Here is a 15,208-nt window from a genome sequence, read left to right as displayed (position 1 = left end):
TGAGCCGCCCATTCTACATCGCTTTTCCTCTCCGTCAACACCCTCGTGAAAGCTTTTTTCGAGATTGTTTGAAGCAGGAACCTTCGCAGCAGGACGTCTCGTCGAAGGGGCGAGAATCATAGCGCCCGGCAACCGATCTTGGAAGGGGGTCGCGCAACTTTTTCGCTACTTTGTTTCCTCACGGCGGGCTTTCCATGCCGCACTACACTGGCCTGCAACCTTCCACACCGGATGAGTACGTGATGAAACGATGGCTGACCACGATCCCGTTCCTGCTGGCTGTCTGCTCCTGCAGCGCGAGGACACATGAAGCTGCGACCACGGTTGAACTGGACGGCCATCGGTTCTCGGTCGAACTGGCCACCGACGATGCTAGTCGCCAGCGTGGCCTGATGATGCGCACCACGCTGGCGGCCGATCACGGCATGCTGTTTGCGTTTCCAGCGATCGGCCCGCAGGCCTTCTGGATGAAGAACACGCTCATTCCGCTGGACATCCTGTACTTCGACGAGCAAAAGCGGCTGGTTTCGGTGCAGCAGGATGTACCACCCTGCAAGGCCGATCCCTGCCCGGTCTATCCGAGCGCCGCGCCGGCAATCTACGTGCTGGAACTGCCGGCAGGCACCTCGCAGCGAATGGGCTTCAAGGCGGGCGACGTGCTGAAGATCGACGGCGAGCTAGGTTCGGTGCGCTGAACCGCCGCACGGGGCGTGTCGAGCATGCCGATGCGATAGGGAACCAGATCTTCGGGACGCAGGTTCTCCAGTGCGTCCCAGTCGTCTTCAAAGGGAATGAACTGCTGCATGAGATGTTCCCGCATGGCGCGCCGCGGACCGGGCGCAGGAACATCAGAGCAGGCGGCCCGGCCAGTGCGCTGACGGAATCGGGCCGTTTGCTGGCGGGAATCGGCGCTCAGTCGAGCTCGATCATCTCGAAGTCGTCCTTGGTGGTGCCGCAATCCGGACACGTCCAGGTATCGGGCACGTCTTCCCAACGGGTGCCGGCAGGAATGCCCTCATCGGGCACGCCGATGGCTTCGTCGTAAATGTAACCACACACAACGCACATCCATTTGCGGACGGCGGTCTCGCTGGAACTCTGGCTCATGATCGGATTTCTTCGAATCGCAGGATAATTGCCCATTCTCGCAACTCGACCGCGAATACGAAAGCGCGGGTCGGACGCACCCACCTGACTTGCCGACATGAGGTCGCCACTTGAATACACGCGGAATGCCGACCCGGCGCGGACTGTATGCCATCACGAACGGGCCACGGGCAGACTTGCTCGAAGCCACCGCGCTGGCGCTGGAAGGTGGTGCCCGGATGCTGCAATACCGGGATCTCGGCCGTGACGCGCAACGTCGCCATGCCGAGGCCAGCGCGCTTGCGGCGCTTTGTCGGGCGCACCATGTTCCGCTGATCATCGACCACGACATCGCCCTGGCCATGGAAGTCGGTGCAGACGGCGTGCACCTCGGTCGCGACGACGACGACCCGGCGGCGGTACGCGAGGCCCTGGGGCCGCAGGCGATCATCGGTGTCTCCTGCTACGACTCGCTGCCGCGGGCGGAAGCGGCGGCCCGCGCCGGCGCAAGCTACGTCTCGTTCGGTGCGTTCTTTCCGTCGTCGACCAAGCCGTTGGCGTCACTGGCGCCGATCGACCTGCTGAGGCAAAGCGCCGCGCTGGGCATAGCGCGGGTGGCGATCGGCGGCATCACGCCGGACAATGGGCGGCCACTGGTTGAAGCGGGTGCGGACTACCTGGCCGCCGTGGCGTCGGTGCTTGCCGCCACCGACGTTCGCGCCGCCGCACGACGCTTCGACGACCTGTACTCCTCCGATCGGGAATCCGCATGACGACCAACCACGAACTCTTCCAGCGCGCCCGGCAATTGATGCCCGGCGGCGTGAACTCGCCCGTGCGCGCATTCAAATCCGTGGGCGGCGAACCGTTCTTCACGGAGCGTGCGGATGGCGCGTACCTGTGGGACGTCGAAGGCCATCGCTACATCGACTACGTGGGTTCCTGGGGCCCGATGATCGTCGGCCACAACCATCCGGCGGTGCGCGAGTCGGTGGAACGGGCGATCCGGCACGGCCTGTCGTTCGGCACGCCATGCCCGGCCGAAGTCGTGATGGCCGAAACGATCACGCGCCTGATCCCTTCCATCGACATGGTGCGCATGGTCAACTCCGGCACCGAGGCGACCATGTCGGCGATCCGCCTCGCCCGCGGCGCCACCGGCCGCAGCAAGATCGTGAAGTTCGAAGGCTGCTACCACGGCCATGGCGACAGTTTCCTGGTCAAGGCCGGTTCCGGTGCGCTGACCTTCGGCGTGCCGACCTCGCCGGGCGTGCCCAAGGCCAATGCCGACCTCACGCTGACCCTCCCCTACAACGATCTGGATGCTGCCAGGGCGCTGTTCGCCGAGCAGGGACACGAGATCGCGGGCCTGATCATCGAGCCCGTCGCAGGCAACATGAACTGCATCGCGCCGCTCGACGGTTACCTGCAGGGTCTGCGCGAGCTGTGCACGCAATCCGGTGCGCTGCTGATCTTCGACGAGGTGATGACCGGTTTCCGCGTGGCGCTCGGCGGCGCGCAGGCGCATTACGGCGTGACGCCCGACCTGACCACCTTCGGCAAGATCATCGGCGGCGGCATGCCGGTGGGCGCCTATGGCGGCAAGCGCGAACTGATGGAGCAGATCGCACCGGCCGGGCCGATCTACCAGGCTGGAACGCTGAGCGGAAATCCCGTGGCGATGGCTGCGGGCCTGGCCATGCTCGAGCTGATCCAGGTGCCCGGCTTCCATGACAAGCTGGCCGCACGCACGCGCCTGCTGACCGACGGTTTCCAGTCGGTCGCCGATGGCGAAGGCGTGGCCTTCAGCACCAATCGCGTCGGCGGCATGTTCGGCCTGTTCTTCACCGCGGAGAAAGTGACGACTTACGAGCAGGCCACCGCAGCGGACAGCGCCCTGTTCAACCGCTTCTTCCACGGCATGCTGAAGCGTGGCGTGTACCTCGCCCCTTCCGCGTTCGAGGCCGGCTTCATGTCCAGCGCGCACAGCGACCAGGACATCGCCGACACGCTGGAAGCCGCCCGCGGCGCCCTGCGCGAGGCGAAGGGCTGATTCACCAGCTGCCGGTATTCGGCATCGAGGCCCACGGCTCACGCGGCGGCAACTGGCCTTCCTGCAGCAGCTCGACCGAGATCAGGTCGGGCGAACGCACGAAGGCCATGTGGCCGTCGCGCGGCGGGCGATGGATGGTGTAGCCCATGTCCTGCAGGCGCTGGCAGGTGGCGTAGATGTCATCGACGCGAAACGCGAGATGGCCGAAGTTGCGCGCCGAACCGTAGTCTTCCTGCGAACCCCAGTTGTGGGTCAGCTCGATCTCGGCCTCCGGGCTCTCCGCCGCGGACAGGAACACCAGGGTGAACTTGCCCTCGGGCACTTCCTTGCGGCGCACTTCGCGCAGCCCCAGCCCCTCGCAGTAGAAACGCAGCGACGCATCGAGGTCGCGCACGCGCACCATGCTGTGCAGATATTTCATTGCCGGCTCCGGATGTTCAGGTGTTTCAGCTTGCCGCGAAATCGCTCAAGGCCGCGTGCAGACGGGCCAGGCCATCGGCCAGTTCCTCGTCGGCAATCGTCAGCGGTGGCACGAAGCGCAGCACGTCGGCCCCGGCCTGCAACAGCAGCAGGCCATGCGCCGCGGCATGATCGAGGATCGCCGCCGCCTTGCCCCGATGCGCCTCGGCCAGCACTGCACCGATCATCAGGCCGCGTCCGCGCACTTCGTCGAACAGGTTCAACTCGTGATTGATCCGGGCGAGGCCGGCGCGCAGGTCGTTCGCCTGCCGCTCCACATTGGCCAGCACCGCGGGCGAACCCAGCTTGGCCAGCGCGACGCGGGCGACCGCCGCCGCCATCGGGTTGCCGCCGAAGGTGGTGCCGTGCGCGCCGTACTGCATCACCTCGGCCACCCTGGGGCCGGCCAGCATCGCGCCGATCGGAAATCCGCTGCCCAGCGCCTTGGCCAGGGTCACGATGTCCGGCGTGACGCCGTCATGGGCATGGGCGAAGAGTGAGCCGGTGCGGCCCATGCCGCACTGGATCTCGTCCAGCACCAGCAAGGCGTCGTGCGCATCGCACAATTCGCGGACGCGCCGCAGGAAGCCGGGCGCCGCAGGCAGCACGCCGCCTTCGCCCTGGATCGGCTCCAGCATCACCGCCGTGATGTCGTGGTCGGCGAAGGCTGCCTCCAGCGCATCGACGTCGTTGAACGCGGCGTGCACGAAGCCCGCCGGCAGGGGTTCGTAGCCCTCCTGGTATTTCGGTTGCGCGGTGGCGGTGACGGTAGCCAGCGTGCGTCCGTGGAACGAACCGAAGAACGTGAGGATGTTCCGCCGCTCCGGCGCGCGCCCGTTCGCTGCCGCCCACTTGCGCACCAGCTTGATCGCCGCCTCGTTCGCTTCCGCACCCGAATTGCACAGGAACACCCGCTCGGCGAAGCCGGAGGCTTCCACCAGTTCCGCGGCCAAGCGCAGCGGCGGTTCGGTGTAGAACACGTTGCTGCTGTGCCACAGCTTGTGCGCCTGCGCGGTCAACGCGGCCAGCAGGTCAGGGTCCTGATGGCCGAGCGCATTCACCGCGATGCCGGCGCCGAAGTCCACGTAGTCGCGGCCCTCCGTATCCCACACCCGCGCCCCCTTGCCGTGATCGAGCACCAGTTCGCGCGGCTTGTAGACCGGCAGCCAGTAACGCTTGCCCAGTTCGATCAGGTCGGAGGCTTGTTCGTGCATGTCGTTCTCGAAAAAGTTGATGTCGGTGCGAACCGGGTGAAAAACGCGACGTGGCATCGTGGAGCCTGGCCGCGATCGGCGCCGCGGCGGGGCAGCCGACGCAGCGCGCCACGGGTTCAGTCCAGGAACAGGTCCGGCAGCAGGGGCGCCCCGGGCTGCACGGCGTAGCCGGACAGATCGCTGATCCCGGCCTCGCGCAGGACATCCTCGTCGATCGCGAAATGGCCGGTGTATTCCGTCGAGCGCCGCGTCAGCATGGCGTGGGCCGCATCGGCGACGATCTCGGGCTTACGGCAATGCTCGACCTTCACGCCATCGATCATGCCGATCGCCGCCGTGGCGATCACCGTGCGCGGCCACAGCGCGTTCACTGCAATGCCCATCGGGGCAAACTCCGGGCTCATGCCCAGCACGCACAGGCTCATGCCGTACTTGGCGATGGTGTAGGCGGTATGCGGCGCAAACCATTTCGGATCGAGGTTCGGCGGCGGCGACAGCATCAGCACGTGCGGATTGGCCGCCTGTTTCAGGTACGGCAGGCAACTGCGGGTCACAAGGAAGGTGCCGCGGGTATTGACCTGCTGCATCAGGTCGAAGCGCTTCATCGGCGTCTCGGCGGTGCCGGCCAGCCAGATCGCGCTGGCGTTGTTCACCACGATGTCGATGCCGCCGAAATGTTCGGCGGCCCGTGCGGCGGCCGCGACCACCTGCTCTTCCTCGCGGATGTCCACCTGCAACGCCAGCGCCTTGCCACCGGCCGCCTCGATCTCCGCGGCCGCGGTGTGGATGGTACCCGGCAGTTTCGGGTTGGCCACGTTGCTCTTCGCCGCGATCACGATGTTGGCGCCGTCGCGCGCAGCGCGCAGCGCGATCGCCAGACCGATGCCCCGCGACGCGCCGCTGATGAACAAGGTCTTGCCGGCCAGCGTATCCATGATGTGTCGAATCCTCGAAAGAGAAAGTGCAGGCAGGCAGTCTAGCGGGTGACGACTATGCCTTCTGGAAACGCGGCAGGATGTCGCGCAATTCGGCCAGGCGCAGCAGGGGGTCGGTCAGCTCCAGCATGCATTGCTGCTCGGCGACATCCAGCGGCAGCAGTTCGGCCAGGCGCAGGCCGAGCCAGCTGGCGTCCTCGTAGGCGCCGCGTGGCGCATCGCGCCAGTGAGGCGCCATGGTTTCGATCAGGCGCTCCAGGATGCTCTGCAGCAGAGCGAACTCCACCGGCACTTCCACGGCCGGTTCGTCCGGCCAGATTTCCACTTCGCCGCGCAGCAGGCCGTCCGATCTTGCCCGACTTCGCGCCACCCGAAAGCGCCGGCCGCCGGTGGCCATGATGCCGAGGAGGCCGCTTTCATCGGTGTTGAAGTCATGGATGTGCGCCATCGTGCCGATCGCCGCAGGCACCGCCGGCGCGCCGGTTTCCTGTCCCTGCAGGATCAGGCAGACGCCAAAGCCGGTGCCGTAACGCGTGCACTCGCGCACCAGATCGATGTAGCGCGGCTCGAAGATGCGCAATTGCAGCTTGCCGGCCGGAAACAGCACGGCAGGCAGCGGGAACAGCGGCATCTCGATCAGCGGCGACTGGGACTGGGCAACCATGTCCAGAGTGTAACGACAGCGATGGGCAGGGTCACCGCCGGCCGCTCAGGCCTGGCGCAGGCTTTCCACGAAGCGACGCGGTGCCGCCTCGAAGCCGCCGTTGGACATGAACACGACCTGGTCGCCCGGTCGGGTCTGCCCGCGCAGATGGGCGATCAGTGCATCGACCGTCGCGACCGTGGCACCGCGACCGTCCAGCGCGTCAGTCACCCGGTGCGCATCCCAGGGCAATTCCGGGCGCTGCAGAAAGACCACGGCATCGGCATCGGCAAGCGACGGCGCCAGCGCCTCGGCATGCGCGCCCTGGCGCATCGAATTGGAGCGTGGCTCCAGCGCGACCAGGATGCGCGCCGTTCCCACGCTGGCGCGCAGGCCGGCCAGGGTGGTGGCGATCGCGGTGGGATGATGGGCGAAGTCGTCGTAGACGCGTATGCCGTCCACCTCGCCGACCAGTTCCATCCGGCGCTTGACGCTCTCGAAGCTGGCGAAGGCGGACAACAACGCTTGCGGATCGGCACCCGCGGCAGCCGCCGCGGCCAGCGCCGCCAGCGCGTTCATCACGCTGTGATGGCCGAGCAGGGTCCAGCGTATTTCGCCCAGCCGCACGCCACGATGATGCACGGCAAAGGCCGAGCCATCCGCCTCGATCAGGCTGGCCTGCCAGTCGCCGCGGCCGATGCCGAAGGTTTCTACCGGCGTCCAGCAACCCATCGCCAACACTTCGGCCAGGCGCTCGTCGTGCGCGTTGACGATCAGCCGGCCGTTGCCGGGCACCGTGCGCACCAGATGATGAAACTGGCGCTGGATCGCGGCCACGTCGGGAAAGATGTCCGCATGGTCGTATTCGAGGTTGTTGAGGATGGCGATGCGCGGACGGTAGTGCACGAACTTCGAGCGCTTGTCGAAGAACGCGGTGTCGTATTCGTCCGCCTCAATCACGAAAGGCGCCGCCGCAGGCGGCACAACACTCCCTTCTCCCCTCGGGAGAAGGTGGCGCGCAGCGCCGGATGAGGGTTCGGGGCCCGCGTATGCCTGCTTGCCCCCCAGCCGTGCCGACACCCCGAAATTCCCCGGCACTCCGCCGATCAGGAAACCCGGCGCCAGCCCCGCGCTCTCCAGCAGATGCGCCAGCAGGCTGGTGGTGGTGGTCTTGCCGTGGGTGCCGGCCACCGCCAGCACGTCGCGCCGGGCCAGCACCGTCTCGCCCAGCCACTGCGGGCCGGAGATGTAGTTCAAACGCGCGTCGAGCATGTACTCGACGGCGGGATTGCCGCGCACCATCGCATTGCCGACCACCACCAGATCCGGCGCCGGCTGCAGGTGCTGCGCGGTGTAGCCGCTCATCAGGCCGATACCCAGCGCTTCCAGCTGGGTGCTCATCGGCGGATACACGTTGGCGTCGGAACCTTCGACCGTGTGGCCGAGTTCACGCGCGAGCGCGGCGACGCCACCCATGAAGGTGCCGCAGATACCGAGGATGTGCAGGCGCATGCCGAACGACTCCGTGAAGTCCGCTCCGCCGGAGCGGGAAGTGCTCAGCCGTTCGCGGCAGCGGGCTCGCGGTGCAGGGCCTGTTCGACCCGCGCGGTGACTTCGCCGAGCTCGCCGACGCCATCGACCACCTGCAGCTTGCCGCGGCTGGCGTAGAAATCGGCGACCGGCGCGGTCTGCTCGGCATACACGCCCAGGCGCTTGCGCACGGTGTCGGGATTGTCGTCGGCGCGGGCTTCGGCCTTGAAGCGGATTTCGCAGCGACCGATGATCGCGTCGTTCGGCACGTCCAGCTTGATCACTGCATCCAGCGGCTGGCCGAGCTTGGCCAACAGGTGGTCGAGTGCATCGGCCTGGGCCAGGTTGCGCGGATAGCCGTCGAGGATGAAACCGGCTTTCGCGTCAGGCTGGGCCAGGCGCTCTTCCAGCATGCCGAGCAGGATGTCGTCGGAGACCAGCTGGCCGGCATCCATCACCGCCTTGGCCTTGAGTCCCATCGCGGTACCCGCGGCCACCGCGGCGCGCAGCATGTCGCCGGTCGAGATATGCGGTACGCCCAGCGCCGTCTTCAATCGGGCTGCCTGCGTACCTTTGCCCGAGCCGGGCGCACCAAGTAGGACGAGTCGCATAATGCTCCACAAGTTCGACGTACTGCCGCACACTGCAACAGTCCGTCCGATATCCCGGATATTGTGCGCCAAATTAGCCGCTGCACCCCAAGTCGTCAAACGGCGGCAACCCCCAGGCACGCGCAAGTATCTGTCGCCAAAACCTTTGTTGCCGACCATGCGCAACACTTCATCGCCCGTATCGAGGAACCCATGAGCCCGAGTCGCCGTTCGCCCGTCCCTGCCGGAAACATCCTGTATGCCCAGTCCGGCGGCGTCACCGCCGTCATCAACGCCACCGCGGCGGGGGTGATCGAAGCGGCCCGCGGCAAGGGAGTGAAGGTGTACGCCGCCCGCAACGGCATCCTTGGCGCACTGCGCGAAGAGCTGATCGACACCTCGAAGGAATCGGCCAGCGCGATTGCCATGCTGCGCCACACGCCCGGCGGCGCGTTCGGTTCGTGCCGCTACAAGCTGAAATCGCTGGACGACAACCGCGCCGAGTACGAGCGGCTGATCGAGGTGTTCCGGGCGCACGACATTCGCTGGTTCCTCTACAACGGCGGCAACGACTCGGCCGACACCGCGCTGAAGATCTCGCAGCTGGGCAAGGCCATGGACTACGACATCCGCTGCATCGGCGTGCCGAAGACGGTGGACAACGACCTGGCCGTCACCGACTGCTGTCCCGGTTTCGGCTCGGTGGCGAAGTACACCGCCATCTCCACCCTGGAAGCCAGCCTCGACGTGGCCTCGATGGCCGAGACTTCGACCAAGGTGTTCATCCTCGAAGTGATGGGCCGCCACGCCGGCTGGATCGCTGCCGCCGCTGGCCTGGCCGGCGAGGGCGCCGATGCGCCGCCGCACATCATCCTGTTCCCCGAGAACGCCTTCGACGAGACAGCCTTCCTGGCCAAGGTGAAGGCCACCGTCGAGCGCGTGGGCTGGTGCACCGTGGTCGCCTCCGAAGGCGTGCGCAACGCGGCCGGCCAGTTCCTCGCCGAAGCGGGCACGCGCGACGCGTTCGGCCATGCGCAACTGGGCGGCGTGGCGCCCGTGCTGGCCGCGCTGGTGAAGGAAAAGCTCGGTTACAAATACCACTGGGCGCTGCCCGACTACCTGCAGCGCTCGGCGCGCCACGCCGCGTCGAAGGTCGATGCCGAACAGGCGCATGCCGTGGGCCGGGCCGCCGTGGAATACGCGCTGGCCGGGATGAACGCAGTGATGCCGGTGATCGTGCGCACGTCCGATGCGCCTTACCGCTGGAAGATCGAACCGGCGCCGCTGGCGAAGATCGCCAACCGCGAGAAGAAGATGCCGAAGGGTTTCATCAGCCGCGACGGCTTCGGCATCACCGCCGCCGCACGGCGCTATCTGGCGCCGCTGATCCGGGGCGAGGCGCCCTTGCCCTACGGCAGAGACGGCCTGCCGCGCTACGTGAGCCTGAAGAACGCCGCGGTGCCACGCAAGCTGGCCCCGTTCCAGCGCTGAGCCGGGCGGAGTCTGTGACCTTGTTCGCGATGCTGAGCGCCACCTGAAACCGCCCTGCCGGAATCGGCTGGCGTTCAGCCGCAGCTTCCTACGATCCATCCTGCCCCGGTCGAACGCCGCATTGTCGCGGCCATTGCCGAGGGGAGGAGACCCGAAGATGAAAATCATCGCCCGCCTGTTCGTCGCCGTCGCCCTGCTCAGCGCCGGCAGTTTCGCCGTGGCCGCGCCCGGTCCCGGTGACCATGGCCGTCATGGCCACGACCGCGGCAATGATCGTCATCACGACAGTCGGCGTCATGACGAGCGGCGCTACGACCATCGGCGCTACGACAGCCGCCGCGACTACCGTCGCCACGATGATCGACGCTACGTCAATCGCGGCTACGTCGGCCCGCGCTACTACGGTCATCCGCATCGCTGGGAGCGCGGCCATCGTTACTACGGCCCGACTTACGTCGTGCGCGACTACGGCCACTACCACCTGCGCCACCCGCCACGTGGCTACCACTGGGTACGCGCGGACAATGATTACCTGCTGGTCGCCATCGCCACCGGCGTCATCCTGGACTTGGCGCTGCGCTAAGTCCGCCGCCTGCTGAACCTTCAGGGCCATGCATTCGTGCATGGCCCTTTTCTTTGCCGGACAGCGCTGCGCCGCACAACAGCCCGCGCCGCAACGTCTGCCTATACTCCCCGGGACCGCCCGTTCCGGCGGCCGCATACAACCCATGGGGAGGCTCCGATGCTGCAGCAGTATGGCTGGTGGATCGTTGTTGCATGTGCGTTAGTGGCGGTTTTGTATGGCGCGTTCTCCGCGCGCTGGATCCTGGCGCAATCGCCGGGCAACGAACGGATGCAGGAGATCGCCGCAGCGATCCAGGAAGGCGCCCGCGCCTACCTCAACCGCCAATACACCACCATCGGCCTGGTCGGCGTGGTGCTGCTGCTGTTGATCGGTTTCTTTCTGAGCTGGCCGACCGCGATCGGCTTCCTGCTGGGCGCGCTGCTGTCGGGCGCGGCCGGCTATATCGGCATGAACGTGTCGGTACGCGCCAACGTGCGCACCGCCGAAGCAGCCCGCGGCGGCCTGGGCAAGGCGATGGATGTCGCCTTCCGGGGCGGCGCGATCACCGGCATGCTGGTGGTCGGCCTGGCCCTGCTCGGCGTGGCCGGTTACTGGCTGCTGTTGAACCGCATGGGCATCAGCGGTGAACCCGCCTTGCACGCACTGGTCGGTTTCGCCTTCGGCAGCTCGCTGATCTCGATCTTCGCGCGACTGGGCGGCGGCATCTTCACCAAGGGCGCCGATGTAGGTGCCGACCTGGTCGGCAAGGTCGAGGCCGGCATTCCCGAGGATGACCCGCGCAACCCGGCGGTGATCGCCGACAACGTGGGCGACAACGTGGGCGACTGCGCCGGCATGGCCGCCGACCTGTTCGAGACCTATGCGGTGACGGTGATCGCCACCATGCTGCTGGGCAGCCTGATGATCAGCGAGGTGGGGGCCAACGCAGTGCTGTATCCGCTGTTGCTGGGCGGCGTGTCGATCATCGCCTCGATCATCGGCACCCTGTTCGTCAAGGTGAAACAGGGGGGCTCGATCATGGGCGCGCTGTACAAGGGCGTGGTCGTCTCGGCGGTGCTGGCCGCCGCCGCGTTCTATCCGATCACCATGCAGCTGATGCCGGACTTCAGCCACGGCGCGATGAACCTGTGGGGCTGCACCCTGATCGGGCTGGCCCTGACCGGCGGCATCGTGTGGATCACCGAGTACTACACCGGCACGCAGTACAAACCGGTGCAGCACATCGCGGCGGCCTCCACCACCGGTCACGGCACCAACATCATCGCCGGCCTGGGCGTGTCGATGAAGTCCACCGCGTGGCCGGTGCTGGCCGTATGCGCCGCGATCTGGGGCGCGTTCGCCCTGGGCGGTCTGTACGGCATCGCGGTCGCCGCCACGGCAATGCTGTCGATGGCCGGCATGATCGTGGCGCTGGACGCCTACGGCCCGATCACCGACAACGCCGGCGGCATCGCCGAGATGGCCGACCTGCCACCGGAAGTGCGTGGCGTCACCGATCCGCTGGACGCGGTGGGCAACACCACCAAGGCGGTGACCAAGGGTTATGCGATCGGTTCGGCGGCACTGGCGGCGCTGGTGCTGTTCGCCGACTACACGCACAACCTCAGCCAGCACTTCAGTGGCTCCCTGGTCAGCTTCGACCTGTCGAACCATTACGTGATCATCGGCCTGCTGATCGGCGGCCTGATCCCGTACCTGTTCGGCGCGATGGCGATGGAAGCGGTCGGTCGGGCCGCCGGTGCGGTGGTGGTGGAAGTACGCCGCCAGTTCCGTGACATCCCGGGCATCATGGCCGGCACCGCCAAGCCGGAATACTCGCGCGCGGTGGACATGCTGACCAAGTCCGCCATCCGCGAGATGATCGTGCCGTCGCTGCTGCCGGTGCTGGTGCCGGTGCTGGTGATCTTCGGCTTCAAGTGGCTCGGTGGCCCCGAGGCCGGCGCGCAGGCGCTGGGCGGCGTGCTGATCGGCACCATCGTCACCGGCCTGTTCGTGGCCATCTCGATGACCACCGGCGGCGGCGCGTGGGACAACGCCAAGAAGTACATCGAGGATGGCCACCACGGCGGCAAGGGCTCGGAGGCGCACAAGGCCGCCGTGACCGGCGACACCGTCGGCGATCCGTACAAGGACACCGCCGGCCCGGCGGTCAACCCCTTGATCAAGATCATCAACATCGTGGCACTGCTGATGATCCCCCTGTTGTAATCGAAGCGACTCCCGCACGGCACCTTCGCCCCCTCTCCCGCAACGCGGGAAAGGGGGCGAAGCCGGCGCGGATCAAGACGACAGAATCCCGCCCCCGTGGCGGGATTCCTGTTCCAGCCTGGCACTCCTGACTTTGGTCGGCAGCGGCCGTATGATCGAATGGTCGCGCTTCGACTGACCGTGAGCCGCACTAGCCACGTCCATCCCGCTCTTCGCGCACCTGGGGACACACCATGAAATCACTCTGGTTGATGCTGGCGCTTGGCGTCACACTGACAGGCATGACCGATATCCACGCCCGCGACACCACGCCCCCCGGGGCTGCCCCTGCAGCCGGCCACGACGATCCGTTCCTGTGGCTGGAAGATATCCACGGCAGCCGCGCCATGGATTGGGTGAAGCAGCAGAACGCCACGACGGCGATGCGCTTCGTCGACAACGACGAGTTCACCCGCACCCGCGACAGCATCCTCGAAGTGCTCGACTCCGACGCGCGCATCCCCTACGTCAGCCGGATGGGCAACCATCTCTACAACTTCTGGCGCGACAAGTCGCACCCGCGCGGCATCTGGCGGCGGACCACGCTGACCGAATACCGCAAGGCCGAGCCGGCGTGGGAGGTGCTGCTGGACATCGACGCGCTGAACAAGGCCGAGGACAAGCGCTGGGTGTTCAAGGGCGTGCAATGCCTGAAGCCGGCGTTCGAGCGCTGCCTGGTGTCGCTGTCGCCGGATGGCGGCGACGCCATCGCCGTGCGCGAGTTCGACATACCGCACAAGCGCTTCGTGAAGAACGGTTTCGAGCTGCCGGTGGCAAAGACCCAGGTCGGCTGGATCGACGAGGATTCGGTCTACGTCGGCACCGATTTCGGACCCGGCACGATGACCGAGTCGAGCTACCCGCGCATCGTCAAGCAATGGCAGCGCGGCACGCCGTTGGCAAACGCCGCCGTCGTGTACGAAGGCAAACCGAGCGACCTCGCCATCAGCGCGTACCACGATCGCACACCAGGCTACGAGCGCGACTTCGTATCGATCGCCAGGGACTTCTTCCACAGCGAGCTGTATCAGCGCATCCATGGCAGCCTGGCCCGCGTCGAGGTGCCCGACGATGCCGAGGCCGATGCCCACCAGGCATGGCTGCTGGTACGCACGCGCTCGCCGTGGACCGTGAACGGCACGACCTATCCGGCCGGCGCGCTGCTGGCCACGCAGTTCGACCGCTTCATGGCCGGCAAGCGCGAGTTCACCGTGCTGTTCAAGCCCGATGCGCATACCTCGCTGGACTCCTACGCGTGGACCCGGCACCACCTGATCCTCAACCTGATGGACGACGTGAAGAGCCGCCTCGACGTGCTGACGCCGCCGCAGATGGCCACGCCGGACGGCGACTGGAAGCGCGCGGCGATGCCGGGTGCACCGGCGATGAGCTCGATCAGCGTGGTCGATACCGACCCTGACCACAGCGACGAGTACTGGCTCGACGTCACCGGCTTCCTGACCCCGTCGTCGCTGCAGCGCGGCGTGCTCGACAGCACGCCGGCCGTGACGATCAAGCAGGCGCCGACGTTCTTCGACGCCACGAAGTTCACGGTGAGCCAGCACTTCGTGAAGTCGAAGGACGGCACCAGCGTGCCCTATTTCGAAATCGCCCCGAAGGACCTCAAGCTGGACGGCTCCAACCGCACCCTGCTGTACGGCTACGGCGGTTTCGAAGTCTCGCTGCAGCCCTACTACAGCGGCAGCGTCGGTCGCGCCTGGCTGGAACGTGGCGGCGTCTACGTGATCGCCAACATCCGCGGCGGCGGCGAATACGGCCCGCAATGGCACCAGGCCGCACTGAAGGCCAATCGCCCCCGCGCCTACGAGGATTTCGCGGCGGTGGCCGAAGACCTGATCAAGCGCAAGGTGACCTCGCCGAAGCATCTCGGCGCCGAAGGCGGGAGCAACGGCGGCCTGCTGATGGGCAACATGCTGACGACCTATCCGCAGTTGTTCGGCGCGATCGCCTGCGAAGTTCCGCTGCTGGACATGAAGCGCTATATCCACCTCTCCGCCGGCGCCTCGTGGATGGCCGAGTACGGCAACCCGGACAGCGCCGACTGGAACTTCATCAAGACCTTCTCGCCCTACCAGAACGTGAAGAAGGACGGCCATTACCCACCGGTGCTGTTCTACACCGCCACCAGTGACGATCGCGTCGGCCCGGTGCAGGCACGCAAGATGGCCGCGGAGATGCAGGCACAAGGCCATCCGAACGTGTGGTTCTACGAGAACCTCGAAGGCGGCCACGGCGCAGGCGCAGACAACCAGCAGTCCGCGCACATGCATGCGATGGCGTACGACTTCCTGTGGGATCAGCTGAAGTAAGCAGGTACTGCTACTGCACCCGCTGCACGCGATGATCCGCGCAG

The 15,208-nt window shown here is 66.6% G+C and carries 14 protein-coding genes; 7 read left to right on the top strand and 7 right to left on the bottom strand.

The genetic code is table 11. From position 1 onward, the window contains the following. The first annotated feature begins 242 nt into the window (after positions 1 to 242). Complete coding sequence (locus ASD82_RS12050; RefSeq protein WP_056718065.1) at positions 243 to 695, top strand: DUF192 domain-containing protein; 453 nt, start codon at positions 243 to 245, stop codon at positions 693 to 695. 217 nt (positions 696 to 912) lie between these two features. Here ASD82_RS12050 and ASD82_RS12045 read toward each other — a convergent pair whose 3' ends face one another. Beyond that, entirely contained in the window at positions 913 to 1,107 is a 195-nt protein-coding gene (locus ASD82_RS12045; RefSeq protein ID WP_040672978.1) for a rubredoxin, read from the bottom strand. Positions 1,108 to 1,232: 125 nt separating this feature from the next. Between ASD82_RS12045 and thiE the strand changes: the two genes are divergently transcribed. Then, a complete protein-coding gene (thiE, locus tag ASD82_RS12040; RefSeq protein WP_056718064.1) occupies positions 1,233 to 1,859 on the top strand; it encodes a thiamine phosphate synthase in 627 nt (208 codons plus the stop codon). Continuing rightward, entirely contained in the window at positions 1,856 to 3,139 is a 1,284-nt protein-coding gene (gene hemL / locus ASD82_RS12035; RefSeq protein ID WP_056718063.1) for a glutamate-1-semialdehyde 2,1-aminomutase, read from the top strand. The genes thiE and hemL overlap by 4 nt, the downstream gene beginning before the upstream one ends. Before the next feature lies 1 nt (position 3,140). Here the strand turns inward: hemL and ASD82_RS12030 are convergent, their stop codons facing one another. The 6 genes from ASD82_RS12030 to ASD82_RS12005 form a co-directional block, all read right to left on the bottom strand. Then, positions 3,141 to 3,560 (bottom strand): lactoylglutathione lyase, encoded by a 420-nt coding sequence (locus ASD82_RS12030; protein WP_007806537.1) that lies wholly within the window; start codon positions 3,558 to 3,560, stop codon positions 3,141 to 3,143. A gap of 25 nt (positions 3,561 to 3,585) precedes the next feature. Then, entirely contained in the window at positions 3,586 to 4,812 is a 1,227-nt protein-coding gene (locus tag ASD82_RS12025; protein ID WP_056718072.1) for an acetylornithine/succinyldiaminopimelate transaminase, read from the bottom strand. A 116-nt stretch (positions 4,813 to 4,928) separates the two neighbouring features. After that, positions 4,929 to 5,747, bottom strand: a complete 819-nt coding sequence (locus ASD82_RS12020) for an NAD(P)-dependent oxidoreductase (protein ID WP_007806540.1) — start codon at positions 5,745 to 5,747, stop codon at positions 4,929 to 4,931. A 55-nt stretch (positions 5,748 to 5,802) separates the two neighbouring features. Beyond that, positions 5,803 to 6,411: an LON peptidase substrate-binding domain-containing protein gene (locus ASD82_RS12015; protein ID WP_056718062.1), complete on the bottom strand. Its 609-nt coding sequence runs from the start codon at positions 6,409 to 6,411 to the stop codon at positions 5,803 to 5,805. 45 nt (positions 6,412 to 6,456) lie between these two features. Next, positions 6,457 to 7,902, bottom strand: coding sequence for a UDP-N-acetylmuramate:L-alanyl-gamma-D-glutamyl-meso-diaminopimelate ligase (gene mpl / locus ASD82_RS12010; protein ID WP_056718061.1), 1,446 nt, complete (start codon positions 7,900 to 7,902; stop codon positions 6,457 to 6,459). A 44-nt stretch (positions 7,903 to 7,946) separates the two neighbouring features. After that, positions 7,947 to 8,531 carry an adenylate kinase gene (locus ASD82_RS12005; protein ID WP_056718060.1) on the bottom strand — a complete coding sequence of 195 codons (585 nt, stop codon included), beginning with the start codon at positions 8,529 to 8,531 and terminating at the stop codon, positions 7,947 to 7,949. Between the two features lie 192 nt (positions 8,532 to 8,723). On the opposite strand from ASD82_RS12005, the gene ASD82_RS12000 reads away from it, so the two are divergent. The 4 genes from ASD82_RS12000 to ASD82_RS11985 all read left to right on the top strand — a co-directional run bounded on the left by ASD82_RS12000 (position 8,724) and on the right by ASD82_RS11985 (position 15,164). Then, positions 8,724 to 10,001 carry a 6-phosphofructokinase gene (locus ASD82_RS12000; RefSeq protein WP_056718059.1) on the top strand — a complete coding sequence of 426 codons (1,278 nt, stop codon included), beginning with the start codon at positions 8,724 to 8,726 and terminating at the stop codon, positions 9,999 to 10,001. A gap of 157 nt (positions 10,002 to 10,158) precedes the next feature. After that, positions 10,159 to 10,584, top strand: a complete 426-nt coding sequence (locus ASD82_RS11995; RefSeq protein WP_056718058.1) for an RcnB family protein — start codon at positions 10,159 to 10,161, stop codon at positions 10,582 to 10,584. A 159-nt stretch (positions 10,585 to 10,743) separates the two neighbouring features. Next, positions 10,744 to 12,795: a sodium-translocating pyrophosphatase gene (locus ASD82_RS11990; RefSeq protein WP_056718057.1), complete on the top strand. Its 2,052-nt coding sequence runs from the start codon at positions 10,744 to 10,746 to the stop codon at positions 12,793 to 12,795. 233 nt (positions 12,796 to 13,028) lie between these two features. Beyond that, on the top strand, positions 13,029 to 15,164 hold the full coding sequence (locus ASD82_RS11985; RefSeq protein ID WP_056718056.1) for a prolyl oligopeptidase family serine peptidase: 2,136 nt from the start codon (positions 13,029 to 13,031) through the stop codon (positions 15,162 to 15,164). Positions 15,165 to 15,208: the final 44 nt, after the last annotated feature.

It is taken from the genome of Rhodanobacter sp. Root179, from assembly GCF_001428465.1.
Classification (GTDB): Bacteria; Pseudomonadota; Gammaproteobacteria; order Xanthomonadales; family Rhodanobacteraceae; genus Rhodanobacter.
This window is presented reverse-complemented; position numbering and strand designations above follow the sequence as displayed.

Excerpts from the sequence above, each read along its gene's own strand:
- hemL (WP_056718063.1), top strand. The coding sequence starts at position 1,856 with ATGACGACCAACCACGAACTCTTCCAGCGCGCCCGGCAATTGATGCCC.
- ASD82_RS12015 (WP_056718062.1), bottom strand. The coding sequence starts at position 6,411 with ATGGTTGCCCAGTCCCAGTCGCCGCTGATCGAGATGCCGCTGTTCCCG.
- ASD82_RS11995 (WP_056718058.1), top strand. The coding sequence starts at position 10,159 with ATGAAAATCATCGCCCGCCTGTTCGTCGCCGTCGCCCTGCTCAGCGCC.
- ASD82_RS12030 (WP_007806537.1), bottom strand. The coding sequence starts at position 3,560 with ATGAAATATCTGCACAGCATGGTGCGCGTGCGCGACCTCGATGCGTCG.
- ASD82_RS11990 (WP_056718057.1), top strand. The coding sequence starts at position 10,744 with ATGCTGCAGCAGTATGGCTGGTGGATCGTTGTTGCATGTGCGTTAGTG.
- thiE (WP_056718064.1), top strand. The coding sequence starts at position 1,233 with ATGCCGACCCGGCGCGGACTGTATGCCATCACGAACGGGCCACGGGCA.
- ASD82_RS12020 (WP_007806540.1), bottom strand. The coding sequence starts at position 5,747 with ATGGATACGCTGGCCGGCAAGACCTTGTTCATCAGCGGCGCGTCGCGG.
- ASD82_RS12045 (WP_040672978.1), bottom strand. The coding sequence starts at position 1,107 with ATGAGCCAGAGTTCCAGCGAGACCGCCGTCCGCAAATGGATGTGCGTT.
- ASD82_RS11985 (WP_056718056.1), top strand. The coding sequence starts at position 13,029 with ATGAAATCACTCTGGTTGATGCTGGCGCTTGGCGTCACACTGACAGGC.
- ASD82_RS12005 (WP_056718060.1), bottom strand. The coding sequence starts at position 8,531 with ATGCGACTCGTCCTACTTGGTGCGCCCGGCTCGGGCAAAGGTACGCAG.
- ASD82_RS12000 (WP_056718059.1), top strand. The coding sequence starts at position 8,724 with ATGAGCCCGAGTCGCCGTTCGCCCGTCCCTGCCGGAAACATCCTGTAT.
- ASD82_RS12050 (WP_056718065.1), top strand. The coding sequence starts at position 243 with ATGAAACGATGGCTGACCACGATCCCGTTCCTGCTGGCTGTCTGCTCC.
- ASD82_RS12025 (WP_056718072.1), bottom strand. The coding sequence starts at position 4,812 with ATGCACGAACAAGCCTCCGACCTGATCGAACTGGGCAAGCGTTACTGG.
- mpl (WP_056718061.1), bottom strand. The coding sequence starts at position 7,902 with ATGCGCCTGCACATCCTCGGTATCTGCGGCACCTTCATGGGTGGCGTC.